The sequence below is a fragment of the Cohnella xylanilytica genome (assembly GCF_014212175.1).
Classification (GTDB): domain Bacteria; phylum Bacillota; class Bacilli; order Paenibacillales; family Paenibacillaceae; genus Cohnella; species Cohnella xylanilytica.
The window spans coordinates 41621-55972 of sequence record NZ_JACJVR010000054.1 but is presented as its reverse complement, the minus strand read 5'-3'; the positions used below and the strand labels follow the sequence as shown (position 1 = coordinate 55972).

The 14352-nt window shown below is 62.3% G+C and carries 10 protein-coding genes; 7 read left to right on the top strand and 3 right to left on the bottom strand.

Annotation, left to right across the window (positions count from 1 at the left end; translation table 11 throughout):
- Positions 1-43: 43 nt before the first annotated feature.
- The 3 genes from H7B90_RS14090 (at position 44) to groL (ending at position 3543) form a co-directional block, all read left to right on the top strand.
- Entirely contained in the window at positions 44-1321 is a 1278-nt protein-coding gene (locus H7B90_RS14090) for a methyl-accepting chemotaxis protein (protein ID WP_185136522.1), read from the top strand.
- A 213-nt stretch (positions 1322-1534) separates the two neighbouring features.
- Complete coding sequence (groES, locus tag H7B90_RS14085; RefSeq protein ID WP_126961006.1) at positions 1535-1819, top strand: co-chaperone GroES; 285 nt, start codon at positions 1535-1537, stop codon at positions 1817-1819.
- Positions 1820-1908: 89 nt separating this feature from the next.
- Entirely contained in the window at positions 1909-3543 is a 1635-nt protein-coding gene (gene groL, locus H7B90_RS14080; RefSeq protein WP_185136521.1) for a chaperonin GroEL, read from the top strand.
- A gap of 225 nt (positions 3544-3768) precedes the next feature.
- Here groL and H7B90_RS14075 read toward each other — a convergent pair whose 3' ends face one another.
- The 3 genes from H7B90_RS14075 to H7B90_RS14065 all read right to left on the bottom strand — a co-directional run bounded on the left by H7B90_RS14075 (position 3769) and on the right by H7B90_RS14065 (position 7577).
- On the bottom strand, positions 3769-4266 hold the full coding sequence (locus H7B90_RS14075; RefSeq protein ID WP_185136520.1) for a CcdC protein domain-containing protein: 498 nt from the start codon (positions 4264-4266) through the stop codon (positions 3769-3771).
- Between the two features lie 199 nt (positions 4267-4465).
- Complete coding sequence (locus H7B90_RS14070) at positions 4466-6196, bottom strand: methyl-accepting chemotaxis protein (RefSeq protein ID WP_185136519.1); 1731 nt, start codon at positions 6194-6196, stop codon at positions 4466-4468.
- A 265-nt stretch (positions 6197-6461) separates the two neighbouring features.
- Positions 6462-7577: a citrate/2-methylcitrate synthase gene (locus H7B90_RS14065; RefSeq protein ID WP_185136518.1), complete on the bottom strand. Its 1116-nt coding sequence runs from the start codon at positions 7575-7577 to the stop codon at positions 6462-6464.
- Positions 7578-8165: 588 nt separating this feature from the next.
- Between H7B90_RS14065 and H7B90_RS14060 the strand changes: the two genes are divergently transcribed.
- The 4 genes from H7B90_RS14060 to H7B90_RS14045 all read left to right on the top strand — a co-directional run bounded on the left by H7B90_RS14060 (position 8166) and on the right by H7B90_RS14045 (position 14200).
- Positions 8166-9155, top strand: a complete 990-nt coding sequence (locus tag H7B90_RS14060; protein WP_185136517.1) for a Gfo/Idh/MocA family protein — start codon at positions 8166-8168, stop codon at positions 9153-9155.
- Positions 9156-9227: 72 nt separating this feature from the next.
- Positions 9228-10247 carry an AraC family transcriptional regulator gene (locus H7B90_RS14055; RefSeq protein ID WP_185136516.1) on the top strand — a complete coding sequence of 340 codons (1020 nt, stop codon included), beginning with the start codon at positions 9228-9230 and terminating at the stop codon, positions 10245-10247.
- 86 nt (positions 10248-10333) lie between these two features.
- Positions 10334-11416 carry a Gfo/Idh/MocA family protein gene (locus H7B90_RS14050; protein WP_185136515.1) on the top strand — a complete coding sequence of 361 codons (1083 nt, stop codon included), beginning with the start codon at positions 10334-10336 and terminating at the stop codon, positions 11414-11416.
- A gap of 141 nt (positions 11417-11557) precedes the next feature.
- Positions 11558-14200 (top strand): winged helix-turn-helix domain-containing protein, encoded by a 2643-nt coding sequence (locus H7B90_RS14045; protein WP_185136514.1) that lies wholly within the window; start codon positions 11558-11560, stop codon positions 14198-14200.
- Positions 14201-14352 lie beyond the last annotated feature (152 nt).

Below are 14352 nucleotides of genomic sequence, written 5' to 3'. Positions count from 1 at the left end.
CGTTCCCGGGCCCTTGGAACCTATTGTCGGAGGGGACGTCCGTATGAGCAAATCGGGAATGGGATTGGGACGGAAGGCGCTGATCGGCTACATCGGGATCAGCGTGCTGCAGCTGCTGGCGCTGGCGCTTGTCGTCGCGGGCATCGACATGAAGGCGAACGCGGCCCTGATCGTCGAGGTGATCGTCATCACCGCCGCGGTTATCGTCGCCGGCGGCATCGGGATCGCCTACTTCAACCGTTCCGTGCTGGGATCGATCGGCAGCGTGACGAACGCGCTCAAGAACATCGCTTCCTCCGGCGGGGACCTGACCCGGCGCATCTCCGTTCCTTCCAAGGACGAGGTCGGCGATCTGGCGATCGCCGCGAACGGGATGCTCGACGGGCTGCAGAAGATGATGAAGGAGCTGCGGGAGAGCACGGCCGAGCTGGCCGCGGCCGCGATCCAGCTGAAGCAGGGCGCGGACGACAACGCCCGCGTCAGCAGCGAGGTATCCAAGGCGGTCGAGCGGGTCGCCGCGGGCGCGGTCACGCAGGTGGCCAAGTCGCAGCAGATCACGGCCGTCATGCAGGAGACGCTGCAGGGCCTTAGCCAGGTCGCGAGCACGACGACCGGCGTCTCCGACGCCGCGCTCTCGACGCGCAGCCGGGCGGAGGACGGCTCCTCCGTGCTCCGGACCGCGACCGAGGACATCGTGCAAGTCGAGCAGTCGTTCCGATCGCTTCAGGATTCCGTCCGCGGGCTCAACCAGAAGTCGGAGCAGGTGCTCGAGATTATCGGCTACATATCCGAAGTATCCAACCAGACGCACCTGCTCGCGCTGAACGCGGCCATCGAGGCGGCGCGCGCCGGCGAGCACGGCCGCGGCTTCGCCGTCGTCGCCGGCGAGATCCGCAAGCTGGCCGACCAGACGCAGCAGTCCGCCGTGCAGATCGGGGACACGCTGCAGGCGATGTCCAAGGATATCGGCGGGGCGGCGGCGATGTTCGAGCAGAGCGCGGAGCAGGTGTTCGGCGCGGTCGCCGGCATGCGCCGGGCGGAGGAATCGTTCAGCGGCATCGCGGGGGACGTCGGGACGCTGAGCAGCAACATCGTCGAAGCGGCTGCCGCGATCGAGGAGATGACCGCGGGCAGCGAGTCGGTCTCGCAGTCGATCCAGGAGATCGCCCGCGTCACCGAAGAGACCGCTTCGTTCACGGAGCAGGTGTCCACCATGACGCAGAAGCAATCGTCGTCCACGGAAGAGATGGTGCTCACGGCGGACCGCCTGAGCGACATGGCGTCCCGCCTGAAGGCGATGGCCGGCCACTTCCGCGTGTGAATGAACGCGGCCGCCGTTGGAGAGACTGGGTGAAGCATACACGTACGGAGCAGACCCGAAGCGAGGAGCGGGTCTGCTTTTTTTAACGGAAAAGGGCTTGAAAACCAATCGCAAAATCAGTATCATAAGAGATGGTTATTAGCACTGTTCATGATTGAGTGCTAACAGCCCTCACATCTAACCGTTAACCTATTTACAAAGGAGGCTATTTTCATGATCAAACCTTTGGGTGATCGCGTACTTGTCGAAGCGAGTGCCAAGGAAGAGAAGACCGCAAGCGGCATCGTCCTGCCGGACACGGCCAAGGAGAAGCCGCAAGAGGGAACCATCGTAGCGGTGGGCAGCGGATCGCTGAACAAGGACGGAGCGCGCGTAGCGCTCGAAGTCAAAGTGGGCGACCGTGTTCTGTTCTCCAAATACGCAGGCACCGAGATCAAGTACGAGGGCAAAGAGTATTTGATTATGAAGGAAAGCGACATCCACGCGATCGTAGGCTAATCGGCCGTACGAGAGATTCGCGAACGACATAAGCTTCGGGTTTTCCCATACGTAAGTTCGAACGATATTTCGAGGAGGGTTATTGAAGAATGGCTAAGGAAATCAGATTCAGCGAAGACGCCCGCCGCGCGATGCTTCGCGGCGTAGATACGCTTGCCAATGCCGTTAAAGTGACGCTCGGACCGAAGGGCCGCAACGTCGTTCTGGAGAAGAAGTTCGGATCCCCGCTGATCACGAACGACGGTGTAACGATCGCCAAGGAGATCGAACTCGAAGACGCGTTCGAGAACATGGGCGCTCAGCTCGTCAAGGAAGTCGCCACGAAGACGAACGACGTAGCGGGCGACGGCACGACGACCGCTACCGTTCTGGCTCAAGCGATGATCCGCGAAGGCCTGAAGAACGTTACCGCCGGCGCGAACCCGATGGTCGTTCGCAAGGGCATCGACAAGGCCGTCAAGGCCGCCGTCGAAGAGCTTAAGAAGATCTCCAAGCAAGTCGAAGGCAGCAGCAACATCGCCCAAGTCGCCGCCATCTCGGCAGCGGACGAAGAAGTCGGCCAACTGATCGCGGACGCGATGGACAAAGTCGGCAAGGACGGCGTCATCACCGTCGAAGAATCCAAGGGCTTCAACACGGAGCTCGAAGTCGTCGAAGGGATGCAGTTCGACCGCGGCTACGTCTCCCCGTACATGATCACCGACACGGACAAGATGGAAGCTCTGCTCGAGAACCCGTACATCCTGATCACCGACAAGAAGATCTCCAACATCCAAGAGATCCTTCCGGTGCTCGAGAAGGTCGTTCAATCCGGCAAGCAGCTGCTGATCATCGCGGAAGACGTCGAAGGCGAAGCGCAAGCGACCCTGATCGTCAACCGTCTGCGCGGCACGTTCACTTGCGTAGCCGTTAAGGCTCCGGGCTTCGGCGACCGCCGCAAGGCGATGCTGCAAGACATCGCGGCTCTGACGGGCGGCCAAGTCATCACCGAAGAGCTGGGTCTCGAGCTCAAGTCGACGACTCTGCAACAGCTCGGTACGGCTCGCCAAGTGCGCGTCAACAAAGAGAACACGATCATCGTCGACGGCGCAGGCGACTCCAGCGACATCCAAGCCCGCGTCAACCAGATCAAGGCTCAGATCGAAGAGACGACTTCCGACTTCGATCGCGAGAAGCTGCAAGAGCGTCTCGCCAAGCTGGCCGGCGGCGTAGCCGTCATCAAGGTCGGCGCGGCTACCGAGACCGAACTGAAGGAGCGTAAACTGCGCATCGAAGACGCCCTGAACGCTACCCGCGCTGCGGTAGAAGAAGGCATCGTCTCCGGCGGCGGTACCGCGCTCGTGAACGTATACAACGCCGTTGCCGCCGTTCAAGCGGAAGGCGACGAGAAGACGGGCGTGAACATCATCCTGCGCGCTCTGGAAGAGCCGATCCGCACGATCGCGGCTAACGCCGGCCAAGAAGGCTCCGTCATCGTCGAGCGCCTGAAGAAGGAACCGGTCGGCGTCGGCTACAACGCCGCTTCCGGCGAGTGGGTCAACATGTTCGAAGCCGGCATCATCGATCCGGTGAAGGTAACCCGTTCCGCTCTGCAGAACGCGGCATCCGTAGCGGCTATGTTCCTGACGACCGAAGCGGTCATCGCCGACAAGCCGGAGAAAGACAAAGCTCCTGCCGGCATGCCTGGCGGCATGGGCGACATGGGCGGCATGGGCGGATTCTAATTGTCCCCGCCGACCGGGCCGATCATACGGCTCGACGCATAAGCTCCCTTCGGGGAGCTTTTTGCGTTTATGCGCTTGAGTTCGATGGCGAACGGCGGGATGGAAGGGGGAGAGATAGAGGGCGAACGGGGGATGGAAAAACGCAAAAGAAAGGCGCCCCGCCGCGAGGGCGAAGCGCCGTTCGAGGTCTCTTCGTCGGCTTGACGCCGGGAGAGACCCTCTTGTTTATCGCGCCAGCGTCTGGCGGAACTTCACGAAGCTGCCGATTCTCCAGATGCAGACGTAGACGTAAGCCATCAACATCGTCAAGAAGGTGAACTCGACATAGTCGAGGTTCTTGAAGTATTGGGCCAGCCCGATGCGGATGACGATCACCGCGAGCAGGACGTATTTGAAGTTCTTGTTCGGGCGGGAGTAGACGAGACCGTCCTCGCGCTTCTCGTATCCCGTATGGTAGAGCATGACGCTGCCGAGGACGACGCCGATCAGGCACGCGCACACAATCTCCCAGACGGCGGGGAGGTGGAACGGTTGACCGGGAGTATGCGAGAGCGAAGCGAGAGTGCCGCAGAATGCGACCAGGAGCAGGACGACGGGAATAAACATGCCGTAGCCGTTGCGCTTGACGGGGCGAGGATTGGCGCTGCGGCGGCTGCGCAGCCAGAAGACGAGCAGAATGATGGCGATCATGAAGACGTAGCTATAAGGTTGAGAGTTGTTCATCGGGAACATCCTTTCATTGTTTCGTTCGTGTTAAGTGTATTATATCACTTAATACACACTATACAATACCCTTTTCGCAAAAAAAATAAAAAAAGGGCAGCCGGGTCATCCCCGACTGCCGCTCGATCGAGCTTGAGACCTAATGCCGCCGATCGAAGGACAAAGCGCGCCGAGCAGGCGACGCCTTGCTCCCTCGAAGTTAGAGCTTGAACTGGCTGACGGATTCCTTCAAGCTCCGCACGATATGCTGAAGCTGCTCGGACGCGTGGGAGATGTTCTCCATGAGCGCCAGCTGCTCCTCGGTCGCCGCCGCGACGGTCTGCGCCTTGCCGGCCACCTCGCGTGCGGTGTTGGACGATTGCTCCATGCTGGCGGACACTTCCTCGGAGCTCGCCGACATCTGCTCCGTGATCGCCGACGTCTCGTGCACCTGCACGGTCACCTGCTTGACCGCCTGAAGAATCGCGGCGAAGTCCCGCTCGACGTCGGACATCATGAGGTGTCCCTTCTCCGCCTGCTCCATCGTCGTGTCCATAAACTTCGAAGCGTTCGAGATCTCTTCGCGCGTCTCGGCGATCAGGTTGCTGATCACCTCGGCCGATTCGATCGAGCCCGCGGCCAGCTTGCGGATCTCCTGGGCGACGACCGCGAAGCCCTTGCCGTGTTCGCCCGCCCGCGCCGCTTCGATCGAGGCGTTGAACGAGAGAATGTTCGTCTGGTTCGCGAAGCCGGTGATGTTCTCGGTGATCTGACCGATCTGCTCCGACTTGTCGGTCAGCTGCTTCACGATCTGGGACAGCGATTGAATCGTCTCGTAGATGCCGTGCATCTGCACCCGCAGCGTCTGAACGCGGGCGTTGCCTTGGTCGACCTGCTCGGACGCGGTCGCGGAGTAATCGGAGATCGCCGACGTGTTCTCCGCGATCCGCTGCACGCCGACGGCCATCTCCTCGACGGCCCGGCTGGACTCGTCCGAGATCGTCGCCTGAAGCTCGACTTGGGAGGTGACCTCCTGAATGTTCTCGGCGACGTGATTGGACGCGGCGGCCGACTCCTGGGCGCTGACCGACAGCTCCACCGCCGACGCGGATACCGTCTGCGTGTTGTCGATGATTTTGCCGACGAGCCCCCGCATCTTCTCGATCATCGTATCGACCGCTTCGTTCAGCTGACCCAGCTCGTCCTTGCGGTATTTGCCGTCCGGGATCGACTGGAGATTGCCGGCCGCGACCAGCTTCGTCTTGTTCACGGCGCGATTCAGCGAACGGCCGAGATAACGGATGAGAAGCAGGCCCAGGACGATGATCGCGATCCATTCCACGATCAGGGCGGACCAGGTAATCGTACGCGTCGAATTCATCTCGTTCTTCATGCCGGCGGTCTCGCTCTCCGCATACCGGCTCAGAATGTTGCCCATGGCGTCGACCGCGGCGCGGCTGCTCTCGAACTTCTGGGCGAGAGCGATCTCCTGCTCGCCGTCGGCGGGAGAGCGGGACTCGACGTTCGCCGCCGCCGCCTTCAGCCACTCTTCGATTCCCGCTTGGAATTCGTTCAGCAGGTCGCCTGCCGTTCTCTTCGAATCCGGATCTTGCAGGCCGAGCAGGTTCCTCTTCTTCAGAATGTCCGAAGCCTGCGCGAGACGGTCGCGGACCTGCTGCGCGTTGTCGCGGAAGTCCTTCGCGATCTGGTCGTAGGCGGCTTGGTCCAGCTTGGCCAGCCGCAGAAGATCGTAATCCCGCAAGGCCTGGTACATGTCCCGGTCCGCCTGCTGGACGAGATCGTTGGCTTTGAAGGAAGTCTCGTAAAGGGAATTCGTCATTTTATGAAGATTGGAGGATATCGTGTTCTGCTGCGTAACGGCCGTAAGCACGAAGAAGAAAATGGGAATGAAAAGAAGAAGCGCTAATCGGAATTTGATCGAACGGTACATATAGATGTCCACTCCCCGGTAGATGTGCATAGATCCTGGATAAAAAATCCAAGGCTAATGGATCTATATCATCTTACTATATCGGCGGCAGCGCGGCTTTTGTAGAGCGTGCGAATCGCAAAATGGTCCTAATGGACCATGCGAATTAATCCGATCGCTTGCCCGGACACGAGAAGCCCGGCGAAGAGCGGTTTCGCAGGAAACCGGACTCGCCGGGCTAGCCAACAAGCGGGGAAGACGGACATGGACATGGACATGGCTTGGCTTAGCGAACGGGGGCTTCTCCGGAGCTTGCGGGCCAAGGTCCGGTATAGACGGACTGGGGCCGGATGATCCGGTTGTTCGCCGCTTGCTCGATCGCGTGGGCGGTCCAGCCGACGGCCCGGGCCGCGGTGAAGGTCGGCGTGAACAGCTCGGCCGGCATCCGCACGGCCCGCATGACGGCCGCGGCGTAGAATTCCACGTTCGCGTACAGCTTCCGTCCCGGCTTGAATTCCTCCAGCAGCCGGACGGCGACCTCCTCCGCGTGCCGGGCCAGGTCCAGCCACGGATCGTCTCCGGCCAGCGCCGCCGACACCTCGCGGAGCGCTTCCGCCCGCGGATCCCGCGTCTTGTAGACGCGGTGGCCGAAGCCCATCAGCCGCTCCCCGCGGCCGAGAAGCTCCCTCAGGCATGGCTCGGCCCGCTCCTTCGAGCCGATCTTCTCGAGCAGCTCGAGGACGCCCGACGGGGCGCCTCCGTGGAGAGGGCCCTTCATCGCCCCGATCGCGGCGGCGACGGCCGAATGCAGGTCCGATCCCGTGGAGGTCACCACCCGGGAGGCGAAGGTCGAAGCGTTCAACCCGTGTTCCATCGTCAAAATCATATAGGCGTTCATCGCCCGAACGGCGGCGGGCTCGGCCGGACGGCCGAAGAGCAGATGCAGGTAATGGGCGACGTGCCCCTCCTCCCGCGCCTCTTCGACCCAAGGAAGCCCGTTCGCCTGCCGATGGCGGTACGCGATCGCGACCGGCAGCATCCCGGCGATCCGGATCGCCGCGTCGACGGAAGGCGGGCCTGCGGGTTCCTCCTCGGCGAGCGCGGCGACCGCCGCTTCCAGCACGTTCATCAGCGGCGCGCGCTTGGGCATCGCGTCCAGCAGCCGGCGAAGCTCGGGAGTCAGCGTACGCGCGGCAACAAGCTTCTTTTTGAACTCGTTCAACTCCCCGTCGTCCGGAAGCCGGCCGTGCCAGAGCAGGTGGGCCGCTTCCTCGAACGTATGCCGCACGGCCAAGTCCTTCGCCCAATGTCCGCGATAGATGAGCAACCCCTTCTCGCCGTCCACGTGACCGATCTCCGTCTCGGCCGCCACGACGCCTTCCAATCCGGAACCTTGTGCCATCTCCATCATTCCTCCGACTCTAGAATGGTTCTACGGATAGAATAGCAAGAATGGATGATAATTAGAATCTTGTATTTTGTATCGATATGATAAATTTCATTTATCGTTTTGTTCGCGGCAGTCTGCGTAACTCCTCGTAGTCTGCGAACCCGTCAGAGCCTTGCCTCTTTGAAGCGAGCATGCCATTATCCCTCTCTGTCAGGAAGAGCGGGGTGCACGCCATTATCTCCCTTTGTCAGGATAAGCAGGCCGCATGCCATTATCCTTCTCTGTCAGGAGAAGCAGGGCGCATGCCATTATCCCACTCTGTCAGGATAAGCGGGATTCATTCCATTATCCCATGCGATCAGGATGAGCGGGGGCATACATTATCCCACGCGATCAGGATGAACGGAGACCGCAGGACCGCCAAAGCGGAATCGATTGGGCTCTTTTTTTGGGCGCGAGCCCCCTGACGGGAAGGGATAATGGCATGCGGATGTCGTAATATTATAGTTAAAATGGCACGATCGTTTATTATTTCCCCGCGCTCGGGTGTGCTATCTTGTGGATGTGTCGCCTATTTGAAGTGGATAAGGAGCGGACGGGATGATAAGGATCGGCATGATCAGCTACTGGCATGTACACGCGGAAGACTATACCCGGCAAGTGCTCGACCATCCGGAGACGGAGATCGCGGCGATCTGGGACGAGATCCCGGAGCGCGGCGAAGAGAAGGCGGCCAAGTACGGCGTGCCCTTCATCGCCTCCCTGGACGAGCTGCTGTCGCGAAGCGACATCGACGCGGTCGTCGTCGACGCGCCGACGAATATTCACCGGGACGTCATGGTGAAGGCGGCCCGGGCGGGCAAACATATTTTCACCGAGAAGGTCGTCGCCCCCACGCTGAAGGAAGTGAACGAGATTCTGGAGGAAGTCGGGAAGGCGGGCGTGAAGCTGACGGTCTCGCTGCCGCGGGTTTACGACGCTTATACGCAACCGATCCGGAAGATCGTGGAGGAAGGAACGCTCGGCCGTCTCACCCTCGCCCGCGTGCGTCTGTCGCATAACGGGGCGACGGCGAATTGGCTGCCCGAGCATTTCTATAATAAGGAGCAATGCGGAGGGGGAGCCCTGATCGATCTCGGCTGCCATCCCGTCTATCTCGTCCGCCTGTTCCTTGGACTGCCGGAGAGCGTTAGCGCTACGTACGGCTACGTGACAGGCAAGGAAGTCGAGGACAACGCGGTCGCGGTGATGTCCTACGCGAACGGGGCGATCGGCATCGCGGAGGCGGGCTTCGTCAACAGCCATTCGCCGTTCTGCATCGAGCTTCACGGCACGGACGGAACGCTGCTGTTCGGGTTCCCGGAGGAGAAGATCCTCGTTCGCAGCCAGAGCCTCGGAGACGGCTGGCAGGAAGTGCCGATCGGCGAGAGGAAGCCGTTCGCGTTCGATCAATGGGTCGGGCACATCCTGGAAGGCACGGAAGCGACGGAGAACGTGCGGCTGGCCGCCGACCTGACGAAGCTGATGGAAGCGGCGAACCGTTCGGTCGCGGAAGGCAAGCCGATCCGGATCGGAGATTTGCAAGGGTAAGCTTAGCCGGAACGGCGTTAGCGAGGTCGCCGGCCAGACGTGAAGAGGAAGCGCGAGAGGAGAGGCGTACGGATGCAGACGACGTGGCAACAGCCGGAGACGGGAGAGCGCAAGGCGGGGAGCGCCGCGCCGTTCCCGTTCGCGAGAATGGAGAAGAAGCGCGACGCGCTCGACCGGCTGGACCTTCGGTTCCGCTGGGGCCGGTACGGCATCCGGGTCCTCCACTGCCACCTGGCTTCGTTCGAGCCGGGCCATGTCATCGCTTCGCATAAGCATTCGGAGTTCGAATTCCACTTCATCCCGAAGGGGAAGGGCTCCGTCCGGATCGGGGACGACCTGCACGAGCTGAGGGAAGGGCTGTTCTACTTGACCGGACCCGACGTCGTTCACGAGCAGCGCTCGGACGAAGCGGACCCGATGTACGAGCTGTGCCTTCACTGCGAATTCGTTCCCTTGGAAGCGGATACGGACAACGGCTGGGGCGACTCGCTGGAAGCCGCGGAAGCGGAAGAGTGCATTCGAGTGCTCCGGGAGATGCCGGCCGTACCGGCGTTCGACCGCTATCACGCGATGGGCTGCTTCCTCGACGCTTACCGGGCGTGGGAGGAGCAGCCGATCGGGTTCTACGCGACGCTTAAGCAGACGATCGTCCAGATTCTGCTGCGGGCGGCACGCGTCCATGCTTCTCCCGGCAACGGAGGCAATATTCCCGAGAGGGACATGAAGGACCATCGCTTCCGTCTGGCCACCCAATTCATCGAGGACAACGAATCGCGCCCCATTACGCTGGAGGACGTGGCGGAGCGGGTGCGCGTCAGCCCCCGGCAGCTGCAGAGGATTTTCCGAAGCGAGGGCGGCACCTCCTTCCGCGATTGGGTCGAGCACGTCCGGCTGCAGCGGATCCGAGAGGAGCTGCTGGGCACGGACCGGCCGATCGAAGAGATCGCCCTCGACCACGGATACGCGAACCCGAATTACCTGTACCCGGTGTTCAAGCGCAAGTTCGGGATGACGCCCGCCGCCTATCGCCGCTTGCACGGAACCGGACGGCCGCGAAGCGCAAGCGAGAGAGCCGGGAACGAGAGATCGTAGAACGATAGACCGAAGCGGGCAAGAGGACGAGATCGAGACAACGATGCCGGAACGAGGCATAGACGAATGGGAGGATTTCAACGACCATGAGCGCAAAAGTGAAAATAGGCATTATCGGCACGGGCGGCATCGCCCGCGCGCACGTATCGGCTTACCGCAAGCTGCCGTTCGCGGAGATCGTCGCCGTCGCGGACGTCATTCCGGGCAAGGCCAAGGAGTTCGCCGAACGGGAAGGACTGACGGAAGCGGCGGCTTACGACAGCCACACCGAGCTGCTGGCGACGGACCTGGACGCCGTCAGCATCTGCACGCCGAACGTATCCCATCACCGCACGGCGGTCGATTCGCTGCGCGCCGGCAAGCAGGTGCTGCTGGAGAAGCCGATGTCGGTGACTCTGGCGGAGGCGCTCGACATGGTGCAGGCGGCGAAGGAGACGGGGGGCATGCTGTCCATCGGCTTCCAGCCCCGGTACGACCCGAACATGAAGCGGCTTCAGGACATCGTCCAATCCGGCCGGCTCGGCAACGTCTACTATGTCGAGACGGGAGGCGGACGCCGCCGCGGCATGCCGGGAGGCACGTTCATCAGCAAGACGCTGGCCGGAGCGGGGGCGATGGCGGACATCGGCTGCTATTCCCTCGACATGGCGCTCAACACGCTCGGCTATCCGCGACCCGTCTCGGTGTCGGCCTTCACGGCCAACCATTTCGGCACGAATCCCCTCTATCATCCGGAAGCCTCGAAGTTCGAGGTCGAGGACTTCGGCGTGGCGATGGTCCGGTTCGAGAACGACCTGGTGCTGCAATTCAAGATTTCCTGGGCGATGCACATGGATACGCTCGGCGCGACGATCTTCCTCGGCACGGATGCCGGGCTGAAGGTGACGCCGGCGGGAACGGGCCCCTGGTCCGGCGTCTGGGACGGAGCGGTCGGCTCGATGACGCTGTTCCACGACGACTTCGGCGGGCATACGTCGACGGAAGTGCCGCTCATCGGGCATTCCCTCAACCTGTTCGACGAGAAGGTGCGCGACTTCGCCGAAGCGGTGCGCGACGGCCGGCCGGCCCCGATTCCGGGAGAGCAGATTCTCATTCAGCAGGCCATCATCGACGGCGTCCTCCGTTCGGCGGAGCAGCGCCGGGAAGTGTCGGTCGAGCTGCCGCAATAATCGAATACGCGAAGCGACCGCACGCGAGCGACGGCTCCGTGCGGTTTTTTGCATGTCGAATTTTCCCGATTCGCGTCCCTCCATCCGGTCACATGTACTATACTGGTTATATACATAGCAAACAGGGAGCCCGCAACGACTATGAACCGATCGGACAATAGGGAACTTCTCTTCGAGCAAGCTCTGCTTCAAGCCAAACTGGCCGTCCCGCGCGCCCGGACCGCGCTCGTCGGCCGCCCCCGCCTGACGAACCGGCTCGGCGAAGGCGCCGCCGCATCGCTGACGTTCATCTGCGCTCCGGCCGGGTTCGGCAAGACGACCCTCGCTTGCCAGTGGATCACGGAAGCCGAGGTTGACGCGGCCTGGGTGTCCCTGGACGAAGGAGACAACGAAGGCGGGCGAATGTGGCGTTATATCGCGGCCGCCATCGACGGCGTCCGGCCCGGCTATCTGGAGGAGATCAAGCCGGTGCTGTCCTCCCTGGACTCGAACGCCGCGGAGCAAGGGCTCATTGTGTGCCTCAACGCCTTGAACCGCACGGCGGGCGACGGCAGGCTGGTTCTCGTGCTGGACGATTTCCACGTCATTCGGGAGCCCCGCCTCTTGAACGGCATCTCCTACTGGGCCGAGCATCTGCCTTCGCACGTGCATCTGATGCTGTTAAGCCGCGCCGAGCCGGGCTTCTCGATGGCCCGGATGGAAGCCGGGCAAGCGGCGCTCCGGCTGAACGCCGACGATCTGCGGTTCGACCGCGAGGAGGGGGCGCGTTTTTTCCGGCAGGAGCAGATCGGCCTTGGAGACGAAGGCATAGCGGCGCTGGTGAACAAGACGGAGGGCTGGGTCACGGGGCTGAAGCTGGCCGCTCTCTCGATGCGAAGCTGGGAGGATCAAGCTGCCTTCGTCGGGGAATTCGCCGGCTACAACCGCCAGATCCGCCAATATCTATTGGAGGAAGTGTACGCGAGGCTGCCCGCACGGCTGCGGAAGTTCCTCGTTCGTTCCTCGATCTTGAAGCGCTGGTGCGCGCCGCTCTGCCGAACCGTCTCCGGGTTCGAGGACGCGGCGGCGCTCATCGGCGAGATCGAGAAGCTGCAGCTGTTCGTCGTTCCGCTCGACGCGAAGGGAAGCTGGTATCGGTTCCATCATCTGTTCGAAGAATTCCTCCGCCGGCAGCTGGAGCAAGACCCCGAGGAGCGGCCGGCTTCGCTGCACGAGACGGCGGGGCTCTGGTTCCGGGAGCGGGAACTTCGGGAGGAAGCGGTCGAGCACTTCCTGCTCGGAGGCTGTTACGATCGCGCCGTGGGAGTGCTGGAGGAGATGACCTCGCGGGTGGTGGGGTGGGAATGGTCCCATCTCGGGCGATGGCTGTCCGCGATTCCGAGCGAGCATCTGCTCGCTCATCCGGTCTTGTTTTTTTCCTATGCCAATTCGCTCGTCGCGGAGTACGCGGGAGACACGGCGAAGGCGGAGACGCTGCTCTCCGAGGCCGAAGCATGGTTCGACGCGGCTCAAGAGGGAATGCCGCCGGAGGAACGCGGCCAATTCCTCGCGATGTCCCACTACGTGCGGGGCACGATCATGGTGTTCGGCCGCAACGATCTGGCGGAAGCGCGCAAGCATTACGAGAAGGTCGTCCGGTACGCGCCGGACGGCATCCGCATTCTGTTCGGCCTGCCGGAGACGCCGCTTCAGCCCGTCACGGCGCGGACGTACCGGATCGGCAACGGGCATGCCGCAAGGGCGGTCGCGGAGCCGTACACGCTTCAACTGGCCGAGCTGTACAGAGCCGTGAACCCGTTTTTCCAGGCTCGCCTATTTATCAATTACGCGGAAATGCTCTATGGCTGGAACGACCTGGAGGCGGCGGAGCGCTATGCGACGGAAGGATTGGCCTGGGCGGAACGCAAGCCGGACCGTCCCGAGCACGAGCTGGTCCCGGGGTGGATCGTCCTGGCCCGCATCCGATCCGCCCAAGCCCGCCTGTTCGAAGCCTGCGAGTTATTGGAAGCCGGGAAGCGGAGGATGGAGTGGATGAAGATTCCGCGCGGCGCCGAGCTGCTCGACCTGGAGCTGCGGCGGCTTCGGCTGCTGCACGGCGATCCGGGGCCGGCCGTCGAATGGGGAAGCGGCTGCCGGTTGACGGCTCGCGATCTCGTCTCCGCGTATTCGCTGTACGATTACCTGCTCTACGCGCGCGTGCTGCTTGCGACAGGAAGCCGCGGGGAAGCGGCCGTCCTCCTCCATAAGCTGCTGCATCTGGCCCAGCAGGAGATGAGGCTGCTCGACGCCGTCGAAGTTCTGGCGCTGCAGGCCCGCCTCCATCTGGAAGAGGGGGACAAGCAACGGGCGCTGGTCCAATTGGAAGAAGCTTTGCGAATCGCCGAGAAAAACGACTTCATCCGGCTGCTCGTCGACGAAGGAGCGCCCCTGCAAGGGCTGCTCGCCGATCTGGCGGCCGCGAAGCAGCAAGGGTATTACCGGGGAGCGGCGGCGGCTTCTCTCTCCTTCGTTCGCACCGTGCTTAGCGGAATGGATGGAGCGGGGGCCGGCGGACCGGCCGTTCATCCGTTCGAGACGCTGTTCACCCCGCGGGAGATGGACGTCTATCAAGGGCTGCTGGACGGGCTGAACGGGAAGGAGATCGCGGCGAGATTGGGGATCTCCTACGAGACGGTGAAGACCCACCGGGCCCGGATTTACGATAAGCTGGGGGCGAAGAACCGGGAAGAGGCCGTGCAGCGCGCGGAGCGAATCGGCGGAGAGGGTCGATCGTCGCGGGGATGAGGCCGTCTCCGACGGAGAGGTCGAACCGAGATTGGGGGCAAGGGGCAGCCGCCATCCCCCTCGAGGGGGATTCAAGGCGGAGGTCTATCCATTAAAATGGTTCTATCGTTCTACGAAAATTGGTCGAACCATAGAGTTGGAGGTTGTTGCCC

What these genes read in the sequence shown, in the direction of transcription:
- H7B90_RS14090 (WP_185136522.1), top strand. Translation starts at nt 44, where the DNA reads ATGAGCAAATCGGGAATGGGATTGGGACGGAAGGCGCTGATCGGCTAC.
- groES (WP_126961006.1), top strand. Translation starts at nt 1,535, where the DNA reads ATGATCAAACCTTTGGGTGATCGCGTACTTGTCGAAGCGAGTGCCAAG.
- groL (WP_185136521.1), top strand. Translation starts at nt 1,909, where the DNA reads ATGGCTAAGGAAATCAGATTCAGCGAAGACGCCCGCCGCGCGATGCTT.
- H7B90_RS14075 (WP_185136520.1), bottom strand. Translation starts at nt 4,266, where the DNA reads ATGAACAACTCTCAACCTTATAGCTACGTCTTCATGATCGCCATCATT.
- H7B90_RS14070 (WP_185136519.1), bottom strand. Translation starts at nt 6,196, where the DNA reads ATGTACCGTTCGATCAAATTCCGATTAGCGCTTCTTCTTTTCATTCCC.
- H7B90_RS14065 (WP_185136518.1), bottom strand. Translation starts at nt 7,577, where the DNA reads ATGGCACAAGGTTCCGGATTGGAAGGCGTCGTGGCGGCCGAGACGGAG.
- H7B90_RS14060 (WP_185136517.1), top strand. Translation starts at nt 8,166, where the DNA reads ATGATAAGGATCGGCATGATCAGCTACTGGCATGTACACGCGGAAGAC.
- H7B90_RS14055 (WP_185136516.1), top strand. Translation starts at nt 9,228, where the DNA reads ATGCAGACGACGTGGCAACAGCCGGAGACGGGAGAGCGCAAGGCGGGG.
- H7B90_RS14050 (WP_185136515.1), top strand. Translation starts at nt 10,334, where the DNA reads ATGAGCGCAAAAGTGAAAATAGGCATTATCGGCACGGGCGGCATCGCC.
- H7B90_RS14045 (WP_185136514.1), top strand. Translation starts at nt 11,558, where the DNA reads ATGAACCGATCGGACAATAGGGAACTTCTCTTCGAGCAAGCTCTGCTT.